This window comes from Mycobacterium sp. NS-7484, from assembly GCF_001953975.1.
GTDB lineage: Bacteria > Actinomycetota > Actinomycetes > Mycobacteriales > Mycobacteriaceae > Mycobacterium.
The window spans coordinates 1-18924 of sequence record NZ_MBEJ01000121.1; the positions used below are offsets into that span (position 1 = coordinate 1).

Here is an 18924-nt window from a genome sequence, read left to right on the forward strand (position 1 = left end):
CACGGCTGGGCCGGCAGATCAACACCCTAACCGCCACGACACACCGACAGCCGTACACACATTTTGGCCATTAACCCGGACCCGAAAACCAACGATGCCCCACCCGCTTAATCGCGGGTGGGGCATCGTTACCAGTCGGGGTGGCTGACGGGACTCGAACCCGCGACAGCCAGGATCACAACCTGGTGCTCTACCAACTGAACTACAGCCACCATCGCCGCGCTGCCTTTCGGCGTATGCGGCTCGTAGATACTAACTGCTCGGGTGTCCTACCGCCGAATCGGTTTCGGGCGCGTCGTCCTTGGGCGGCCCGAGCTCGGCGGCGACAGCGGCGATATCGCTGGTAGACGGCCCGGGCTGGGCAACGAACGCGGTCGAGCGGTAGTACTTGAGTTCGCGGATCGACTCGTGGATGTCGGCCAGCGCGCGGTGTGCGAGGCCCTTCTCGGGCTGACCGAAGTAGATGCGTGGGTACCAGCGCCGGCACAGTTCCTTGATCGAGCTGACGTCGATCATCCGGTAGTGCAGGTAGTCGTCCAGTTTCGGCATGTCGCGGGCGATGAAGCCGCGGTCGGTGGCAATCGAGTTGCCGGCCAGGGGAGCGGCCTTGGCCTGCTTGACGTGGCCGCGGATGTAATCGAGCACCATCTCTTCGGCGGTGGCGAGGTCGACGGTGGACCGCCGCACCTCCTCGGTCAGGCCGGATCGGGCGTGCATCTGTTTGACCACATCGACCATCGACGACAGCGCCGCGTCGTCAGCGTGAATCACCACGTCAAGGCCGTCGCCGAGGATGTTCAGGTCAGCGTCGGTGACCAGAACCGCGATCTCGATCAGGCGATCGGACTTCAGGTCCAGGCCGGTCATCTCGCAGTCGATCCATACCAGTTCGTCTCGCACAAAGATCCACAGTATTCCCATAGCTTGCTGTAGAACCGCCACACCCACCGCGCGTGGCGTCCGGCAAGTAGTGTCAGAGCCCGATTGGCTCGTTCGCGCACACTTCGTACCTGGCCGGGAGGACCGCCGCATGACCACGGAATCGACAGCCACCCCTGCGCAGCAGATCGCTGCCGGCTACGCCGTCGAAGGCCAAGCGCTGGAATTGGGAACGGTCCTGGTGGACGGCGTCGTCGACCCGGCCGCCCAGGTGCGCATCCCATTGGCCACGGTCAACCGGCACGGGCTGATCGCCGGTGCCACCGGTACCGGTAAGACGAAGACGCTGCAGGTGATCGCCGAGCAGCTGTCGGCAGCCGGCGTTCCGGTGATGATGGCCGACGTCAAAGGCGACCTGTCCGGGTTGGCCAAGCCGGGAGAGACCAACGACAAGGTCGACCAGCGCGGCAAGGACACCGGCGATGCCTGGACGCCGACGGCGTTCCCCGTGGAGTTCCTGTCGTTGGGCACCGAGGGCGTCGGGGTTCCGGTGCGCGCCACTATCACCAGCTTCGGTCCGATCCTGCTGTCGAAAGTCTTGGGGCTCAACACCACTCAGGAGTCGACCCTCGGCCTGATCTTCCATTGGGCCGATCAGAAGGGGCTGCCCCTGCTGGACATCAAGGATCTGCGCTCGGTGATCCAGTTCCTCACCAGCGACGAGGGCAAGCCCGAACTCAAGGCTTTGGGTGCGGTGTCGACGACGACTGCCGGTGTCATCCTGCGGGCCCTGGTCAATTTGGAGGCCGAGGGGGCCGACTCGTTCTTCGGTGAGCCCGAACTGGAGCCCAAGGACCTGCTGCGCACGGATCCGCAGGGTCGCGGCATCATCACCCTGTTGGAGTTGGGCGCTCAGGCTGCCCGGCCGGTGATGTTCTCGACGTTCTTGATGTGGGTGCTGGCCGATCTGTTCACGACGCTGCCCGAGGTCGGCGACGTCGACAAGCCCAAGTTGGTCTTCATCTTCGATGAGGCGCATCTGCTGTTCAACGACGCGTCCAAGGCGTTCCTGGAGCAGGTCGAGCAGACCGTCAAGCTGATCCGGTCCAAAGGCGTCGGCGTATTCTTCTGCACCCAACTGCCCACCGATGTACCCAATGACGTGTTGTCCCAACTGGGCGCCCGGGTGCAGCACGCGTTGCGCGCCTTCACTCCTGATGACCAGAAGGCGCTGTCGAAGACGGTTCGCACCTACCCGAAGACGGATGTCTACGACCTGGAGAAGGCGTTGACGTCGTTGGGGATCGGCGAGGCGATCGTCACGGTGCTCTCAGAGACCGGGGCGCCGACGCCGGTGGCGTGGACTCGGATGCGCGCCCCGCGGTCGTTGATGGACACCATCGGGCCCGAGGAGATCACCGCGGCCGCGAAGGCCAGCCCGCTGCAGGCCACCTATGGCCAGACGGTCGACCGGGATTCGGCATACGAGCGGCTGGCCGCCAAGCTGGCCCCGCCGCCCTCGCCCGAGGATCCGGGTGGCTTCGCCGGGGTCGAGGCGTCCGGCGACATCGAACCGATGCCCGCCCCGGCGCAGCCCCAAGAACCAGGCGTGCTCGAGCAGGTGCTCAAGAGCTCGGCGTTCAAGAGTGCGATGCGCTCGGCGGGCACGGTGATTGGCCGGGAGATCACCCGAAGTATTTTCGGCACGGGGCGCCGCCGCCGCTGAGCGGCGAATCGGGCTACAGCCGCTGAAGCTCGCGCCGATTTCTACCCAGGGGTCGTGATCTGAGCCGATCAACAACCCAGAGGTAGAAATCGGCGCAAAGACAGGCGAAAACTAACCGCCGCCGAGCTTCTTGTAGACCGCGCCGACGATCGGGGTGACGATCGCCCGTGGGGCGTAGCCGCTGGCCATCGACATGGCCTTGGAGGTCACCCCCGGCACCACCCGCATCTTGTTCTTCTCCAAGGCGTCCAACGACAGCTTGGCGGTGTATTCCGTTGAGATCCACAGGAAGTCGGGGATCAGCCGCTCGACGAGTGACTGCTCGGCCGCGTCGGGCAGCTCGGTGCGCACCGGGCCCGGCGCCAACACGGTGACGTGTACGCCGGCGCCCTTGAGCTCGCCGCGTAGTGACTCGCTGAATGTGTTGGCGAAGGCCTTGGACGCGGCGTAGGTGGCGTTGTTGGGGATGGGGGAGTTGCCGGCCGCCGATCCCGAGATCAGGATGCCGCCGGAGCCGCGCTTGACCATGCCCGGCAGGACCGCCAGCACCAGGTCGTGCACGCCGAGCACGTTGAGCTGCACCTGGGCCTTCTCGCCGGCGGGATCCAGGTCGATCACCGGCCCGAAGGTCGCGGTGCCTGCGTTGGCGCACAGGATCGAGATCTCGCGCTGGGCCAGTTCGTCGCACAGGCCGTCGCGGGCCGCCGGGTCGGTGAGGTCGACGGCACGCACCTCCACGGTCACGCCGTAGCGCTCGGTGAGCCGCTGCGCCAGGGACGTCAGCACGTCCTCCCGCCGGGCGGTGATGATCAGGTGATGGCCGCGGGCGGCGAGCTCGGTGGCCAGCGCCTCACCGATGTTCTGTGAGGCGCCGGTGACGACGGCACGGGCATCCGGACTGGGTGCGGGTACGGGCATGGCGCCAATCCTAGAAGGAGCCAAAACCCATAGGGTGTCGGTCATGACTAACCCCGGGCGGGCGAGGGTGCTCGCGTGGGCGTTGTGGGACTGCGGTGCGACGGGCCTCAACGCAATCGCCGTCACCTTTGTGTTCTCGGTTTATCTGACCGGCGCGGTCGGCTCTGATCTTCCTGGGGACACCACCCCGGCCAGCTGGTTGGGCCGCGCGATGACCGTCGCCGGACTCGCGGTGGCCGTCCTGGCCCCGGTGACCGGTATCTGGGTGGACGCCCCGGAGCGACGCCGTCGGGTGCTCGCGGTGATGACCGGGGCGGCCGTGGCGCTGACGTCGGCGATGAGCCTGATCCACGACGACCACCGCTATCTATTGCCCGGCCTGATCTTGCTGGCCTGCACAGCGGCGTGCAACGAGCTGGCCACGGTGCCCTATAACGCCATGCTGCGGCAGCTGTCGACACCGGAGACCTCCGGACGCATCTCTGGGCTGGGTCTGGCCCTGGGCTACGCGGGCAGCGTCGTGTTGCTGCTTGTGGCTTATGTCGGGTTCATCGCCGGTGACGGCGAGACCCGCGGTCTGCTGGGCATCCCGGCGGCAGACGGTCAGAACGTGCGGGCGGTGATGCTGCTGACCGCGGTCTGGTTCATGTTGTTCGCGCTGCCGGTGTTCATCGTCGTACCGAAGGTGACCGCCACCGGCCCGACCGAACGCGTCGGCCTGTTCGGTGCCTACCGGCGACTGTGGGCCGAGATCCGCGGCGAGTGGCGCCGCGACCACAACGTCGTCTACTACCTGTTGGCGAGCGCGGTGTTCCGCGACGGTCTGGCCGGAGTGTTCGCGTTCGGCGCTGTGCTGGGCGTCAACGTCTATGGCATCTCCGAGGCGGACGTGTTGCTGTTCGGCATGAGTGCGTGTGTGATCGCCGCGGTGGGCGCCGTGGTCGGCGGGCAGCTCGATGACCGGCTGGGATCCAAACCTGTCATCGTCGGATCGCTGGTCAGCCTGATCGTGGTCGGGTTGTCCCTGCTGGTTCTGTCCGGTCCGGTGGCCTTCTGGGTGTGCGGGCTGCTGCTGTGCCTGTTCATCGGCCCGACGCTGTCCTCGGCGCGCACTTTGATGCTGAGGCTGACCGCCGACGGCAAGGAGGGCGTGGCCTTCGGGCTCTACACCACCGTCGGTCGCGCGGCGTCATTCCTGGCGCCGTGGCTGTTCTTCACCTTCATCGATCTGTTCGGCACCGACCGGGCCGGCATGGGCGGACTGTGTCTGGTGATGGTGCTGGGGTTGGCCGGGATGCTGGCGGTGCGGGTGCCCGCGCGGCTCAGCGTGTCCCCACGCAGATCGTGATGCCCGAACCGGTGCGGTGCTGGGTCTGGACCCCGTTGACGGTCACCGTGCAGGCCACCTCGGGGCCGAAGTTGACCACGCTGACGCTGGCCGTTTCGGTCGCCGGTTGAGCCAGCTCCACCTGCTTGGTCCAGGGCAGCGGGACGTTGAACTCGGTCTGCAGCATGTTGCCCGTGTCCAGGTACGTGATGTTGATGGCCCGGCCCTCGCCGGTGACCTCGTAGGTGACGGTCTCCGTCGGACCGGTTGCGGTGGTCGTCGGCGGCGCGATGGTCGGTGCGGGGACCGGGCGGGGTGCCCGTGAGGTCGTGGTGGGTGTCGTCGGCGACGTGCTGAAGCCGGGCGCGGGAGTGATCGGTTGCGGTGGTGCGACCACCGTCTCTTGACGGGAACCGTTGGTGATCACCAGCGCGACGACCAGACCCACCAGGACCAGGATCGCGATGGCGGCCAGGATCCACAGCCACAGCCGGGGCTCATGGCCGTCGGGCTCGGTAGGGGTGGGGGCGCTCGGCGGCGGCGAACCGGCTCCGTACTGACCGGTTGCGCCTGCGTCGTACCCGTAGGGAGGGTAGGACGGCAGCTGCTGGGTGGGATTCGGGTACGCACCCTGATACGGCGGCTGGTTCGCATACGCCGGATCTGGATAGTCAACGGGAGAGCCGCTACCGAACGGTTGGGTCGGGTCAGACCCGTCGCGGCGTGGTGAATCGGTCATGCCCACCTCATGGCTGCGAGGGTACCTGTGCGGATGCTCAGTGTGCCGAGACCGAGGTCACCCGTGCGGTGGCGGGAAGATGGTGGGTGCTCGGCGAATGAAGACAGGAGGGCGCGAGGTGGTCGCAGACCAACACGTGCGGGTGAACTATGGCGCGTCGTTGTCCCCGGATGCGACGGCATTTGCCCACCTGGTCGACGACGGGGGATACCCGCGCGCGGTGCAGCGGTTCCTGCGCGGGTGGCGGGCCAGCTCTTCGCGTGATGTGGAACTGCCCGTCATCGGGCCCGTGACGAAGGTCATCCATTCGGCGGATGGGCACTGGCTGGCGTGCCAGGTGGCCCCGGAAGGCGGCACCCGTAGCCAGATCTGGGTGGTGACCACCGACCCCGACGACCGCGACGCGCGCCGGATCGATTACTGGCCGGCCGAGGTCGGCGAGGGCACCGCGGAGCTGATCGGGTGGGACGGCACCCAGGTGGCGGCGATCCTCACCGGTGAGGACGGCGTCGGTAGTTCCTGCCTGATCGATCCGGCCACCGGGGACACCGTGGTGCTCGACCGTCGTTCCGGCGGCCGGTTGGTCGACGCCTGGGCCGGTGCCTCGCTGGTCCGCGTCGGCCCGCGTGGCTACCAGGAACTCATCCTGCTGTGGGGGCACACCGAAATCGCGCTGTTGCCGGCCGATCCCGGCTCGGTCACCGATTTCGGAGTGATCCTCGACGATCACACGCCACGCCGGTTGCGCAGCGGCATCGACGGGGAGACCGGGTTGTACCATCCGGCCAGCACCTACGGCCCGGACAGCACGGAAGGCTTTGTGCGGGCGTTGATCCGCAGTGACAACGGCGCCGGCTACGCCCGTCTGCTCGAGGTGACCGTCACCGCCGAGGGCGTGTCCTATCACGTGGTGGCCGAACGTCCGGGCTATGACCTCGACGAGTTCGTGGTCAGTGACGACCTGTCCACCGTCGCGCTGCTGTGGAACATCAACGGCCGCAGTGAGTTACAGATTCTGGAATACTTCGATGAGACCTTGTCGGCGCCGATACCCCTGCCTGGCCCGGTGGCCGGAGAGCTGAGTATCAGTGCCGGCGGATCCATGGTGGCCGTCACCGTGCAGGGGCCGTCGTTGCCGCGCACCGTCGAACTCGTCGATCCGCGGTCGCTGGAGTGGGAGCGGATCGACCGGGAACCGAGTCGCGGACCGCTCACCGAGGCACCGACGCTGGAACGGATCTCCGCGCGGGACGGCCTCGAGCTCACCGCGTGGCTGTATCGGCCGCAGACCGAGACGGTCGGTGCGGTGATGTTTCTGCACGGCGGCCCCGAGGGGCAGGCACGCCCCGAATACAACGAGATCTTCCCGGCGCTGCTGGACGCCGGATTCGCGGTGTTGACGCCGAACGTGCGCGGCTCGGGCGGGTTCGGCCGGGCGTTCGTGCACGCCGACGACAAGGAATTGCGGTTCGCCGCAATCGATGACGTCGCCGACTGTGCGCGCTATCTGGTCGACCGCGGTATCGCCCCCGCCGACAAGTTGGCCTGCACCGGTTGGTCTTACGGCGGTTATCTGACCCAGGCGGTGCTGGCGTTCCACCCGGAGCTGTTCGTGGCCGGCATCAGTATCTGCGGGATGAGCGATCTGAACACCTTCTACCGCACCACCGAACCGTGGATCGCGGCGGCCTCCTATCCCGAATACGGCCACCCGGTGGCGGATCGGGATCTGCTGGAACGACTTTCGCCGTTGCCGAAGGCGGACAAGATCATCGCTCCGCTGCTTCTGGTGCACGGCGGCAACGACACCAACGTGTTGCCCGACGAATCCCGGCAGATGTACGACGCGCTGGTGGCACTGGGACGCACCGTCGAACTGTTGATCTTCGACGATGACGGGCACGAGATCGTCAAGCGGGAAAACCGTGCGGTGCTGGTCGACACCGCGACCCGCTGGCTGTCCAAGGCGTTCGGCGTCTAGCCGGCCGCGGTCAGCGCCCCCAGTGTCATGCGGCGCAGTACCGCGCGGGAATGTGTCTTGGACACAGCGGGTCTCACGCTGTACGGGGTGGAGTTCAGCAATCCGAACGCGGCGTGGGCCATCACCCGGGCATCCTCTTCGGCCAGCTCCGGGTGCAGCCGTGTCAGCACCGTCACCCAGATCTCCACGTACTGCCGCTGAGCCCGGCGCACCTGTCGCCTGGCGGTGTCGGGCAGATGCGCCAGATCGCGATCCTGGATGCGGATCAGGTCGGACTCGCCGAAGACGAAGTCGAGGTGGAAGTCCACCAGGCTGTCCAGTGACTCCGCGGGGTCGTCGATTGTGGCGGTCACTTCCTGTGCCCCGGCGAGCAGCCGGGTACTGATGCCCACCAGCAGTTCGACCAACAGCGCTTCCTTGTTGGGGAAGTGCCGGTAGATGGCCGGCCCGCTGATACCGACGGCCGCGCCGATGTCCTCCAGTCGCACCGCGAGATAGCCGCGCTCAGCCATGAGCCGTTCGGCGGCGGCGATCAACTGGTCGCGACGATCGGACTTGGCGCGACTGCGACGGGTGACGGCGCGCTCGGACATGGCGCCTCCGGGGGTAGACAACTCAGTTAATGAAAACTAACCTATCACGAGTTAGTTGTCATTAACCGAAATGGGAGCTGCCTTGTCATCGCACCGCGACGAGCACCTGGCGCTGGTCGAGCAACTGCGCACCAAGCTCGCCACCGCCGCACTCGGCGGCCCGGAACGGGCCCGCCAACGCCACGTCGATCGGGGCAAGCTGCTTCCCCGAGATCGCGTCGACGGCCTGCTGGACTCGGGCAGCCCGTTTTTGGAGATCGCCGCACTGGCGGCCGACGGGATGTACGACGACGAATGTCCCGGCGCCGGAATGATCACCGGCATCGGCCGGGTGTCGGGCCGGGAGTGCCTGATCGTGGCCAATGACGCGACGGTCAAGGGCGGCACGTACTACCCGATCACGGTCAAGAAGCACCTGCGCGCCCAGGAGATCGCGCTGCAGAACAAGCTGCCCTGCATCTACCTGGTCGATTCCGGCGGCGCGTTCCTGCCGCGTCAGGACGAGGTCTTCCCCGACCGCGAGCACTTCGGCCGGATCTTCTACAACCAGGCCACGATGAGCGCACAAGGCATCGCGCAGATCGCCGCGGTGCTCGGCTCGTGCACCGCCGGCGGGGCCTATGTGCCCGCGATGAGCGACGAGGCCGTCATCGTGCGTAACCAGGGCACGATCTTCCTGGGCGGCCCGCCGCTGGTGAAGGCCGCCACCGGTGAGGTCGTCAGCGCCGAGGAACTCGGCGGCGGAGACCTGCACTCCAAGACCTCCGGCGTCACCGACCACCTGGCCCATGACGACCGCGACGCCTTGCGGATCGTGCGCAACATCGTGGCCACCCTGGGGCCGGCCGACGCGCCGCCGTGGGCGGTGGCGCCCACCGTGGACGCCATGGCCGATCAGACCGAGCTCTACGACGTGGTCCCGGTCGATGCCCGCGTGCCCTACGACGCGCACGAGGTGATCACCCGCATCGTCGACGGCGGCGAGTTCAACGAGTTCAAAGCCGAGTACGGCACCACGCTGGTTACCGGGTTCGCCCGCATCCACGGTCATCCGGTCGGCATCGTCGCCAACAACGGCGTGCTGTTCGGCGAATCTGCGCTCAAGGGAGCACATTTCATCGAGCTGTGCGACAAACGCAAGGTCCCGTTGCTGTTCCTGCAGAACATCGCCGGGTTCATGGTCGGCCGCGACTACGAGGCCTCCGGTATTGCCAAGCACGGCGCCAAGATGGTCACCGCGGTGGCCTGCGCCCGGGTGCCGAAGTTGACCGTGGTGATCGGCGGCTCCTACGGGGCGGGCAACTACTCGATGTGCGGGCGGGCGTATTCCCCGCGCTTCCTGTGGATGTGGCCGAACGCGCGTATCTCCGTGATGGGTGGTGAACAGGCGGCGTCGGTGCTGGCCACCGTGCGCGGCGACATGAGCGCCGACGAGGAAGAACAGTTCAAGGCGCCGATCCGCGCCCAGTACGAGCACCAGGGCAACCCGTACTACTCGACCGCCCGGCTCTGGGACGACGGGGTGATCGACCCCGCGGACACCAGAACTGTGCTCGGCCTTGCCCTTTCGGTTGTCGGCCAGGCTCCGCTGGAGCCGGTCTCCTACGGCGTTTTCCGGATGTGATGATGACTTCAACCTCGTTGTTCCACACAGTCCTCGTCGCCAATCGTGGCGAAATCGCGGTGCGGGTCATCCGCACCCTGCGGGCCATGGGTATCCGGTCGGTGGCGGTGTTCAGCGACGCCGACGCGCAGGCCCGGCACGTCACCGAAGCCGATGTGGCGGTCCGCCTGGGGCCCGCCGCGGCGCGACAGAGTTACTTGAACATCGACGCTGTCGTCTCGGCAGCGCAGCGCACCGGGGCCCAGGCGGTGCATCCCGGCTACGGATTCCTTTCCGAGAACGCCGAGTTCGCTGCGGCCCTGCAGTCCGCGGGCATCGTGTTCATCGGGCCGCCCGCCTCCGCGATCGCCACCATGGGCGACAAGATCGCGGCCAAGGCTGCAGTCTCAGCGTTCGGTGTTCCTGTGGTGCCGGGCATCTCGCGTCCGGGCCTGACCGACGAGGACCTGATCGCAGGGGCGCCCGAGGTCGGGTTCCCGGTGCTGGTCAAGCCGTCGGCAGGCGGTGGCGGCAAGGGTATGCGGGTGGTCGAACAGGCTGCCGATCTTCCGGCCGCACTGGCGAGTGCTCGGCGTGAGGCCGCGGCGGCGTTCGGTGACGACACGTTGTTCCTGGAACGATTCGTGTTGCGGCCCCGGCATATCGAGGTGCAGGTGCTCGCCGACGGGCACGGCAACGTGATCCATCTGGGGGAGCGGGAGTGCAGCTTGCAGCGCCGCCATCAGAAGGTGATCGAGGAGGCTCCCTCGCCGCTGCTGGATCCGGCCACCCGCGCGCGCATCGGTGCGGCCGCATGTGACACCGCGCGTAGTGTCGATTACACCGGTGCCGGCACGGTGGAGTTCATCGTGTCCGCCGATGCGCCCGACGAGTTCTTCTTCATGGAGATGAACACCCGACTCCAGGTCGAACACCCGGTGACCGAAATGGTCACCGGAGTCGACCTGGTGGAGCAGCAGATCCGGATCGCGGCCGGTGAGAAGCTGGCCTTCGCTCAGGACGACATCGTGATGACCGGGCACGCCGTGGAAGCTCGGGTGTACGCGGAGGACCCGGCCAACGGCTTCCTGCCCACCGGCGGGCCGGTGCTCGGGCTGCGGGAGCCGTCGGGACCGGGGGTGCGGGTCGATTCGGGTCTGGCCGCCGGAACCGTGGTCGGCAGCGACTACGACCCGATGCTCTCGAAGGTCATCGCCCACGGCTCCGATCGGACTGCCGCGTTGCACACGCTGGACCGTGCGTTGGCTGACACCGCGGTACTGGGCCTGACCACCAACACCGGGTTCCTCCGATTCCTGTTGGCCGACCCCGACGTGGCGGCGGGCCGGTTGGACACCGGCCTGTTGGACCGTCGCGCACCGGATTTCGCCCCGGAAGCCCTCGGCGATGCCGAGCTGATCGCCGCAGCGGCCTACCAGTGGATCAACGACTGGTCCCAAGCCGGCGATGACCTGTGGGCCCGGCCGACCGGCTGGCGGGTCGGCGAACGTGCCCCGGCCGCCTTCCGGCTGCGGGCCGGCGATCGCACCGACCACGTGTATCTCGCCGGTACCCCGGGGCAGGCCACCGCCACGGTCGAGAACGGTGAAACCCACACCGTGAGCGCCGCTTTCGTCGACGGCCAGTTCACCGTCACCCTCGACGGCCTGCGTACCGAGTATCTGGTCGCCACGCAACTCAGTGGCGGGGTCGGGCAGCTCTGGCTCGCCGGTGGCGGGCGAAGCTTCGTCATCGAGGAGGTCCGAGAGGCGCCGGTGCGCCCCGAGGACGCGCACAGCGGCGACGCCGAACTCGTCAGCCCGATGCCCGGATCCGTTGTCGCCGTGGGTGTGGAGAACGGCGCGCAGGTGTCCGCCGGGACGATGGTGGTCACCGTCGAGGCCATGAAGATGGAGCATGCCCTGACCGCACCCACCGATGGTGTGGCCGAACTACTCGTCGCCGTCGGCGACCAGGTCAAGGTGGGTCAGCCGCTGGCCCGGATTACCGCTGCAACACAGGAGAACGAGCAATCATGAGTGACTTCTTGTCGACCGGCACCCTGCCGGGCCACTATGCGGAGCTGGCCAAGACCGTCCGCGATTTCGCCCAGAGTGTGGTGGCCCCGGTGGCCGCGAAACACGACGAGGAACATTCGTTTCCGTACGAGGTCGTCGCCGGGATGGCCGACATGGGACTGTTCGGTCTGCCGTTCCCCGAAGAGTACGGCGGCATGGGCGGCGACTACTTCGCGCTGTGCCTGGCCCTGGAAGAGCTCGGCAAGGTCGACCAGAGCGTGGCCATCACGCTGGAGGCCGGGGTCTCGCTGGGTGCGATGCCGGTCTACCGCTTCGGCAACGATGCGCAGAAGCAGGAATGGTTGCCGCTGCTGGCTTCCGGTAAGGCACTGGGCGCGTTCGGCCTGACCGAGGCCGGCGGTGGCAGCGACGCCGGGGCCACCAAGACGACGGCGAAACTCGACGGCGACACTTGGGTGATCAACGGCTCCAAGCAGTTCATCACCAACTCCGGCACCGACATCACCAAACTCGTCACCGTCACGGCGGTGACCGGGGAACGCGACGGCGGCAAAAAGGAGATCTCCTCGATCCTGGTGCCGGTGCCCACCGAGGGCTTCACCGCCGAGCCGGCGTACAACAAGGTCGGCTGGAACGCCTCGGACACTCACCCCCTGAGCTTCGACGACGTCCGCGTGCCGGCCGAGAACCTGCTCGGCGAGCGGGGCCGCGGCTACGCCAACTTCCTGCGCATCCTCGACGAGGGCCGCATCGCCATCGCCGCGCTGTCCGTAGGCGTGGCTCAGGGCTGTGTCGACGAATGTGTCAAGTACGCCAAGGAACGTCAGGCATTCGGCGCAGCGATCGGCACCTACCAGGCCATCGCCTTCAAGATCGCCCGGATGGAGGCCCGGGCCCACACCGCCCGCGCCGCCTACTACGACGCGGCGGCATTGATGCTGTCCGGCAAGCCGTTCAAGAAGGCCGCGTCGGTGGCCAAGCTGGTCTCCAGCGAGGCCGCCATGGACAACGCCCGCGATGCCACCCAGATCTTCGGTGGCTACGGATTCATGAACGAGTACCCGGTGGCACGTCATTACCGGGACAGCAAGATTCTCGAAATCGGTGAGGGGACAACGGAAGTGCAGCTGATGCTGATCGCGCGGGAGGCAGGCCTGTGAGCGCGCCCGGGGGAGAAGGGGCCGAGAAAGTCATCCGCCAGCGCGGGTTGTGGTACGAGGAACTGGAGCCCGGCGTGCGCTACGTGCACGCCCCCGGCCGGACCATCACCGAGGCCGACAATGTGCTGTTCACCACCGCCACCATGAACACCCAGGCACTGCACCTCGACGCCGCTTGGTCGGACGAGCAGCCGCCGTTCAACGCCCGTCTGGTCAATTCGATGTTCACCCTGGCCACCCTGGTCGGCCTTTCGGTCACCCAGATGACCCAGGGCACCACCGTGGGCAATCTCGGCTTCTCCGATATCGCGTTCCCCAAGCCGATGTTCCACGGCGACACGCTGTACGCCGAAACCGTCGTCACCGAGAAGCGCGAATCCAAGAGCCGCCCAGGCGAGGGGATCGTGACGTTCGTGCACACCGGACGCAACCAGCACGGTGATGTCGTCGCCACCGCCACCCGCAAGGCGATGATGCGCAAGAAGCCCAGCGAGGAGAGCTAAGTGCCCTTGGACAACGCCGGCCCGGCCTGGATCTTCTGCCCGGCCGACCGACCGGAACGGTTCGAAAAGGCCGCCGCGGCAGCCGATATCGTCATCCTGGATTTGGAGGACGGGGCCGGGGACAAGCCCGCGGCGCGGGAGGCGATCGTCAACACCCCGCTCGACCCCAACCGCACCGTCATCCGGATCAACCCGGGTGACACCGCGGAGCAGAAGCTGGACCTCGAAGCGCTGCAACGCACCCCATACACGACCGTGATGCTGCCCAAATGCGAATCGGCCGAACAGATCACCGCCCTGGCGCCGCTGGAGGTGGTGTTCATCGTGGAGAGTCCGTTGGGTGCGCTCAAGATCGCCGAGTGCGCGGCGGCGGCCAACACCGTCGGCGTGTTCTGGGGCGCCGAGGATCTGTTCGGGTTCCTCGGTGGCACCGCCAACCGCTACCCCGACGGCAGCTACCGCGAGGTCGCCCAGCATGTCCGGTCGCAGTCGCTGTTGGCTGCGAAGGCCTACGGCAAGCTCGCGCTCGATTCGGTGTACATCGACATCAAGGACCTCGACGGCCTGCGCCGCGAGGTCGACGACGCCGTAGCGGTCGGTTTCGACATCAAGGTGGCCCTGCATCCCACTCAAGTCGCGGTGATCCGGGACGGCTATGCACCCTCGGACGAGCAGGTGCAGTGGGCACGACACGTGTTGGCCGCCGCGGCGGATCAGCGTGGTGCTTTCGCGTTCGAGGGCATAATGGTGGATGCCCCAGTGCTGCGACGGGCCGAGCGGATCGTCCAGCTAGCGCCACACCCAGGCACCTAGCCGGAGGCCTCTCACCAGGGGTTTTGCACGTGCCGCCGCTGCGCTGAGCACCTCATGGACTGGCGGCGCAACATGCCGCCACCCGAGAAGGAGGCGGTATGGCTGAGTCATATGCGGCGCCGGTTACCGAGGTACCGAGCGTCGATCTCGATCCGGTGCGTCTGGTCGATGCCGACGGATCACCCACCGATGAGACGCGGTACCGCCGCGATCTGCCCGACGAGACGTTGGGCTGGCTCTACGAGTCCATGGTCGTCACCCGTGAACTGGACACCGAGTTCGTCAACCTGCAGCGTCAGGGTGAGCTGGCGCTGTACGCCTCGTGTCGAGGTCAGGAGGCCGCGCAGGTCGGCGCGACGGCCTGCCTGCGCAAAACTGACTGGTTGTTCCCGCAGTACCGGGAGATCGGCGCGTTTCTACTGCGCGGCATCACCCCGGCCCAGATGGGCACGGTGTGGCGGGGCAAGTGGCACGGCGGGCAGGATTTCACCGCTAAGTGCGTCGCGCCGATCTCGATCCCGATCGGCACCCACGGCCTCCACGCGGTGGGTGCGGCCATGGCGGCCCAACGCCTCGACGAGGATTCCGTGACCGTGGCGTTCCTCGGTGACGGCGCCACCAGCGAGGGCGACGCGCACGAGGCGCTGAACCTGGCCGCGGTGTTCGCCGCGCCGTGTGTGTTCTTCGTCCAGAACAACCAGTGGGCGATCTCGGTGCCGGTGCACAAGCAGCAGGCCGGGCCCTCGATCGCACACCGCGCGATCGGCTACGGCATGCCCGGCATTCGCGTCGACGGCAACGATGTCCTGGCCTGTTACGCGGTGATGGCCGAAGCCGCCGAACGCGCCCGCGCCGGTGGCGGCCCGACGCTCATCGAGGCGATCACCTACCGGATGGGTCCGCACACCACGTCCGACGACCCGACTCGTTACCGGGCGGCCGACGAGGTCGAGGAGTGGCTACGTCGCGACCCGATCGCCCGGTATCGCATGTACCTGCACACCCTCGGCGTGCTCGACGAGCGGCTGGAGCAACGCGTCGCCGCGCGGGCCCGCCGGTTGTGTAGCGAGTTGCGTGACACCATCGTCGGGGCGCCCGACGCCGATCCGACCGAGCTTTTCGACTCCGTGTATGCCGAGATCACCCCTGATCTGGCCCGCCAACGTGATGCGTTGTCGGCGGAACTGGCGAAGGAGGCGTGAGCAAAATGACGGTGCGGACGCGAGGAGCAAAATGACTCAGATCATCGATCGGCCTGCGTCCCAGGGTGATTCGCCGGAGCCGTGGGCGCCCGTGCTGAAACCCATGACACCGGCCACCGAGCTGACCATGGTCGCCGCCATCAACCGGGCGTTGCATGACGCGATGGCCGCCGACGAACGTGTGCTGGTCTTCGGCCAGGACGTCGCGACTCTGGGCGGGGTTTTCCGTGTCACCGAGGGTTTGTCCGAAACGTTCGGCGAAGGACGGTGTTTCGACACTCCGCTGGCCGAATCGGCGATCATCGGCGTGGCCGTCGGTCTGGCGATCCGCGGCTTCACCCCGGTACCCGAGATCCAGTTCGACGGCTTCAGCTATCCGGCCTTCGACCAGATCGCCAGCCACCTGGCGAAGTACCGGATGCGTACCCACGGTGACGTCGACATGGGTGTGACGGTGCGGATTCCATCCTTCGGCGGCATCGGTGCGGTCGAACACCATTCGGAATCCACCGAGTCCTACTGGCTGCACACAGCCGGGCTTAAGGTGGTCGTCCCGTCCGGCGCGTCAGATGCGTACTGGCTGCTGCGCTATTCGATCAGTAGTCGGGATCCGGTGATCTTCCTGGAGCCCAAGCGGCGCTATTGGGCCCGCGAACCCGTCGACACCAGTACCCCAGCCCCGCCGATCGGCCGGGCCGCGGTGCGCCGCACCGGAACCGATGTCACCGTGATCACCTACGGCGGGTTGGTGGCAACCGCGCTCAATGCGGCCGACCTGGCCGCCGAACGGGCCTGGGACCTGGAAGTCGTCGACCTGCGCTCGCTCAACCCGCTGGACTTCGACACTGTCGCGGCGTCCGTGCGACGCACCGGCCGTGCAGTGGTGATGCACGAAGGGCCCCGCACCCTGGGGTTCGGTGCGGAACTGGCCGCCCGCATCTCCGAAGAGTGTTTCTACGACTTGGAAGCACCGGTGTTGCGGGCCACCGGATTCGACACGCCGTATCCGCCCGCTCGTCTCGAGAAGGTGTGGCTGCCCGGCGTTGATCGGCTACTCGACTGTGTCGAGCGTGCGATGGGGCAACCGTGAACCGGGAGTTCCTGGTCCCAGATCTCGGTGAGGGACTGCAGGATGCCACCATCACCAGTTGGAGTGTCGGGGTAGGGGACTCCGTCGAGCTCAATCAGACGCTGTGCACCGTCGAGACCAACAAGGCCGAGGTGGAGATTCCCAGTCCGTTCGCCGGCCAGGTACTCGAACTCGGCGGCGCGGCCGGTGACACGCTGACGGTCGGATCACTGTTGGCGCGGATCGCCACAGAGGAACCGGCCGAACCGGCCGAAGCGCCCACTGAAGCGGTGAAAAGCGGTGCAGCACCTCGAAAGTCGGTGCTGGTCGGTTACGGCACCGACGACACCATGGACGCCAGCAGACGTCGGCCGACGACCGACAGTCTGCGCGGCCGCGCGCGCGCCAAACCACCGGTCCGCAAACTGGCCGCGGAACTGCACGTGGACCTCGATGCCCTGACGCCGGGTTCCGGGCCCGAGGGCATCGTCACCCGCGACGATGTGCTGGCCGCCGCGAGCAGTTCGGAGGTCCTCGACGTCGGCGGCGTGCAGGCGGTGATGGCGCGGCGGATGTCCTTGTCGCACCAGGAGATTCCCGACGCCCATGCCCGCGTCGACGTCGACTGCACCGCGCTGCTGCGGCTGCGGGAGCGGATCGCGGCGGCCGACAGTGAACTCGCGGTGACACCGTTCGTGTTGGTGCTGCGGCTGCTGGTGTCGGCACTCGAACGGCATCCGCTGTTGAACTCCACCTGGCTGGTGACCAGTGACGGTCCCCAGATCCACCGACATCCGGCCGTGCACCTGGGCTTCGGGGTGGCGGCGCCGCGCGGCTTGCTGGTTCCGGTGGTGCGGGACGCGCAGACGATGACCACCCGGCAGTTGGCCGGTGTGGTTGCTCGCCTTGTCGACGCGGCCCGGGCCGGCACGCTGAGCCCGGCCGAGTTGTCCGGCTCGACATTCACGGTGTCGAACTTCGGTGCGCTCGGCATCGACGACGGTGTCCCGGTGATCAACTATCCGGAGGCGGCGATCCTCGGCATGGGGTCGATCAAGGCGCGCCCGGTCGTGATCGACGATGCCGTGGTGGCCCGCCCCACCATGTCCCTGACGTGCGTATTCGACCACCGAATCGTCGACGGGGCGCAGGCGGCGGCCTTCCTGGGCGATCTGCGCTCACTCATCGAGGCGCCTGAGTTGGCGCTGTTGGACCTGTAGCGGCTATCGGCGCTTGGCGGCAGCCAAACGCTCGGCGAACTCAGGAGATTCGATGGAGCGGGCCTGTGGGCCCAGTTCGGTGTCGACGGCGATGCGATGCTGGTCGAGGTCGACCACTCCAGGGTTGGCGGTGGCCCGCATCGAGGCCTTGGTCGCGATGACCACGTCGCGCGGCGCACCGGCCGGGCCCGCCGCGAGCATGCGGGCCGCGTCCACCGGATCCTCGGCGATCGACAGTGCCAACCCGTGGCGTACCGCAGATTCGGCGTCGAACCGCATTCCGAACAGCAGCGCGGCCCGTGCCACCTGCGGGCCGACGCCCCGTTGCAACATCCACGTGGCGCCACCACCGGGATGGATGCCCAGTTTCTGGAACCGCGGATCGAACAGGGCCGCGGGGCCGGCGATGCGCACGTCGGCGGCCAGGGCCAGGTTCAGCCCTGCGCCCACCGCGGCGCCGTTGACTGCGGCGATCGTCGGCAACGTGCAGTTGGCGACCGCCAGAAACCCGTCATAGATCTTGCGCAGACCGTCTTCGGTGGCAGCGCCGAGCGCCGTGAGGTCGGCGCCGGCGCAGAACGCCTTGCCCGCCCCGGTCACGATCACCGCATGGACATCGGGGTCGGCCTCGGCGGCCTCGACCGCGGCGCGCAGGGCCGCCGACATCTCGAAGGTCACCGCATTGCGGCGATCGGGGTCGTTGACGGTGATGACGGCGACGTGATCGTCGACGCTGACCAACACTGAATCCGGCACGGGCTCAGCCTAAACCCGGCGTGTTCGTGACCGCGAGAGTCACGCGGGTATCGTGGGCGACGCAGTTGGTTTGTCGGTCCGGCTTCGGCTGGGGCGACATCGAGCGCCGCATGCCGGTACGGGTGCGACGTGAGAGGGAACCCGGTGAGAATCCGGGACTGTCCCGCAGCGGTATGCAGGAACGACCACCGTCATCAGCACTGGCCCGACGGGCTGGGAAGCGACGGCCAGTAGGTGCACGATTTTCGTGCGTGCCTGTGAGTCCGAAGACCTGCCAGCCGTACCGGGCGCGCCGCGTTCGGTGGTTCATCGCCTCGCGGAATGGGCAGTGGCCGAAGCGGTGCGCTCGTGGTGGGCGGCTGTGTTCGGTGCGGTGTCCCCTGGCGGTGGCCATTC

Annotated in this window: 16 protein-coding genes, 1 tRNA gene and 1 riboswitch; of the genes, 11 read left to right on the forward strand and 6 right to left on the reverse strand. The window is 67.4% G+C overall.

The genetic code is table 11. The features are described 5' to 3' along the window. Positions 1-139 precede the first annotated feature (139 nt). Positions 140-212 (reverse strand) — tRNA-His (locus tag A5733_RS21495). A gap of 40 nt (positions 213-252) precedes the next feature. Next, positions 253-900 (reverse strand): oligoribonuclease, encoded by a 648-nt coding sequence (gene orn, locus A5733_RS21500; protein ID WP_067767450.1) that lies wholly within the window; start codon positions 898-900, stop codon positions 253-255. A 130-nt stretch (positions 901-1030) separates the two neighbouring features. On the opposite strand from orn, the gene A5733_RS21505 reads away from it, so the two are divergent. Further along, positions 1031-2605 carry a helicase HerA-like domain-containing protein gene (locus tag A5733_RS21505; RefSeq protein ID WP_076241595.1) on the forward strand — a complete coding sequence of 525 codons (1575 nt, stop codon included), beginning with the start codon at positions 1031-1033 and terminating at the stop codon, positions 2603-2605. Positions 2606-2716: 111 nt separating this feature from the next. On the opposite strand, the gene cmrA is transcribed toward A5733_RS21505, so the two are convergent. Continuing rightward, the gene (gene cmrA, locus A5733_RS21510; protein WP_067767109.1) at positions 2717-3523 is read right to left on the reverse strand and encodes a mycolate reductase; all 807 of its coding nucleotides are present in this window, start codon (positions 3521-3523) and stop codon (positions 2717-2719) included. A gap of 43 nt (positions 3524-3566) precedes the next feature. Here cmrA and A5733_RS21515 point away from each other — a divergent pair, with 43 nt between their 5' ends. Beyond that, complete coding sequence (locus A5733_RS21515) at positions 3567-4871, forward strand: MFS transporter (RefSeq protein WP_076241596.1); 1305 nt, start codon at positions 3567-3569, stop codon at positions 4869-4871. On the opposite strand, the gene A5733_RS27260 is transcribed toward A5733_RS21515, so the two are convergent. Further along, complete coding sequence (locus A5733_RS27260; protein ID WP_076241597.1) at positions 4846-5589, reverse strand: MmpS family transport accessory protein; 744 nt, start codon at positions 5587-5589, stop codon at positions 4846-4848. The two genes, A5733_RS21515 and A5733_RS27260, sit on opposite strands and share 26 nt — an antisense overlap. 97 nt (positions 5590-5686) lie before the next feature. Between A5733_RS27260 and A5733_RS21525 the strand changes: the two genes are divergently transcribed. Further along, positions 5687-7570 (forward strand): S9 family peptidase, encoded by a 1884-nt coding sequence (locus tag A5733_RS21525; RefSeq protein ID WP_076241598.1) that lies wholly within the window; start codon positions 5687-5689, stop codon positions 7568-7570. Here A5733_RS21525 and A5733_RS21530 read toward each other — a convergent pair. Further along, entirely contained in the window at positions 7567-8163 is a 597-nt protein-coding gene (locus tag A5733_RS21530) for a TetR/AcrR family transcriptional regulator (RefSeq protein ID WP_076241599.1), read from the reverse strand. The two genes, A5733_RS21525 and A5733_RS21530, sit on opposite strands and share 4 nt — an antisense overlap. Before the next feature lie 70 nt (positions 8164-8233). Here A5733_RS21530 and A5733_RS21535 point away from each other — a divergent pair, with 70 nt between their 5' ends. The 8 genes from A5733_RS21535 (at position 8234) to A5733_RS21570 (ending at position 17772) form a co-directional block, all read left to right on the forward strand. Then, positions 8234-9787 (forward strand): carboxyl transferase domain-containing protein, encoded by a 1554-nt coding sequence (locus A5733_RS21535; RefSeq protein ID WP_076241600.1) that lies wholly within the window; start codon positions 8234-8236, stop codon positions 9785-9787. Between the two features lie 17 nt (positions 9788-9804). Continuing rightward, complete coding sequence (locus A5733_RS21540; RefSeq protein ID WP_369830961.1) at positions 9805-11805, forward strand: acetyl-CoA carboxylase biotin carboxylase subunit; 2001 nt, start codon at positions 9805-9807, stop codon at positions 11803-11805. After that, positions 11802-12965 carry an acyl-CoA dehydrogenase family protein gene (locus tag A5733_RS21545; protein ID WP_076241601.1) on the forward strand — a complete coding sequence of 388 codons (1164 nt, stop codon included), beginning with the start codon at positions 11802-11804 and terminating at the stop codon, positions 12963-12965. The genes A5733_RS21540 and A5733_RS21545 overlap by 4 nt, the downstream gene beginning before the upstream one ends. Then, complete coding sequence (locus A5733_RS21550; RefSeq protein ID WP_076241602.1) at positions 12962-13468, forward strand: MaoC family dehydratase; 507 nt, start codon at positions 12962-12964, stop codon at positions 13466-13468. Before A5733_RS21545 ends, A5733_RS21550 begins: the two co-directional genes overlap by 4 nt. Continuing rightward, positions 13469-14281, forward strand: a complete 813-nt coding sequence (locus A5733_RS21555; RefSeq protein ID WP_076241603.1) for a CoA ester lyase — start codon at positions 13469-13471, stop codon at positions 14279-14281. It begins immediately after the preceding gene. 98 nt (positions 14282-14379) lie between these two features. Continuing rightward, complete coding sequence (pdhA, locus tag A5733_RS21560) at positions 14380-15483, forward strand: pyruvate dehydrogenase (acetyl-transferring) E1 component subunit alpha (protein ID WP_076241604.1); 1104 nt, start codon at positions 14380-14382, stop codon at positions 15481-15483. A gap of 31 nt (positions 15484-15514) precedes the next feature. After that, positions 15515-16573, forward strand: coding sequence for an alpha-ketoacid dehydrogenase subunit beta (locus tag A5733_RS21565; protein ID WP_076241605.1), 1059 nt, complete (start codon positions 15515-15517; stop codon positions 16571-16573). Then, positions 16570-17772 carry a dihydrolipoamide acetyltransferase family protein gene (locus tag A5733_RS21570; protein ID WP_076241606.1) on the forward strand — a complete coding sequence of 401 codons (1203 nt, stop codon included), beginning with the start codon at positions 16570-16572 and terminating at the stop codon, positions 17770-17772. Before A5733_RS21565 ends, A5733_RS21570 begins: the two co-directional genes overlap by 4 nt. A gap of 3 nt (positions 17773-17775) precedes the next feature. On the opposite strand, the gene A5733_RS21575 is transcribed toward A5733_RS21570, so the two are convergent. Next, a complete protein-coding gene (locus A5733_RS21575; protein WP_076241607.1) occupies positions 17776-18528 on the reverse strand; it encodes an enoyl-CoA hydratase in 753 nt (250 codons plus the stop codon). 97 nt (positions 18529-18625) lie between these two features. Beyond that, positions 18626-18822, forward strand: a riboswitch (cobalamin riboswitch). Positions 18823-18924: the final 102 nt, after the last annotated feature.

Excerpts from the sequence above, each read along its gene's own strand:
- A5733_RS21505 (WP_076241595.1), top strand. The coding sequence starts at position 1,031 with ATGACCACGGAATCGACAGCCACCCCTGCGCAGCAGATCGCTGCCGGC.
- cmrA (WP_067767109.1), bottom strand. The coding sequence starts at position 3,523 with ATGCCCGTACCCGCACCCAGTCCGGATGCCCGTGCCGTCGTCACCGGC.
- A5733_RS21515 (WP_076241596.1), top strand. The coding sequence starts at position 3,567 with ATGACTAACCCCGGGCGGGCGAGGGTGCTCGCGTGGGCGTTGTGGGAC.
- A5733_RS27260 (WP_076241597.1), bottom strand. The coding sequence starts at position 5,589 with ATGACCGATTCACCACGCCGCGACGGGTCTGACCCGACCCAACCGTTC.
- A5733_RS21525 (WP_076241598.1), top strand. The coding sequence starts at position 5,687 with ATGAAGACAGGAGGGCGCGAGGTGGTCGCAGACCAACACGTGCGGGTG.
- A5733_RS21530 (WP_076241599.1), bottom strand. The coding sequence starts at position 8,163 with ATGTCCGAGCGCGCCGTCACCCGTCGCAGTCGCGCCAAGTCCGATCGT.
- A5733_RS21535 (WP_076241600.1), top strand. The coding sequence starts at position 8,234 with ATGGGAGCTGCCTTGTCATCGCACCGCGACGAGCACCTGGCGCTGGTC.
- A5733_RS21545 (WP_076241601.1), top strand. The coding sequence starts at position 11,802 with ATGAGTGACTTCTTGTCGACCGGCACCCTGCCGGGCCACTATGCGGAG.
- pdhA (WP_076241604.1), top strand. The coding sequence starts at position 14,380 with ATGGCTGAGTCATATGCGGCGCCGGTTACCGAGGTACCGAGCGTCGAT.
- A5733_RS21565 (WP_076241605.1), top strand. The coding sequence starts at position 15,515 with ATGACTCAGATCATCGATCGGCCTGCGTCCCAGGGTGATTCGCCGGAG.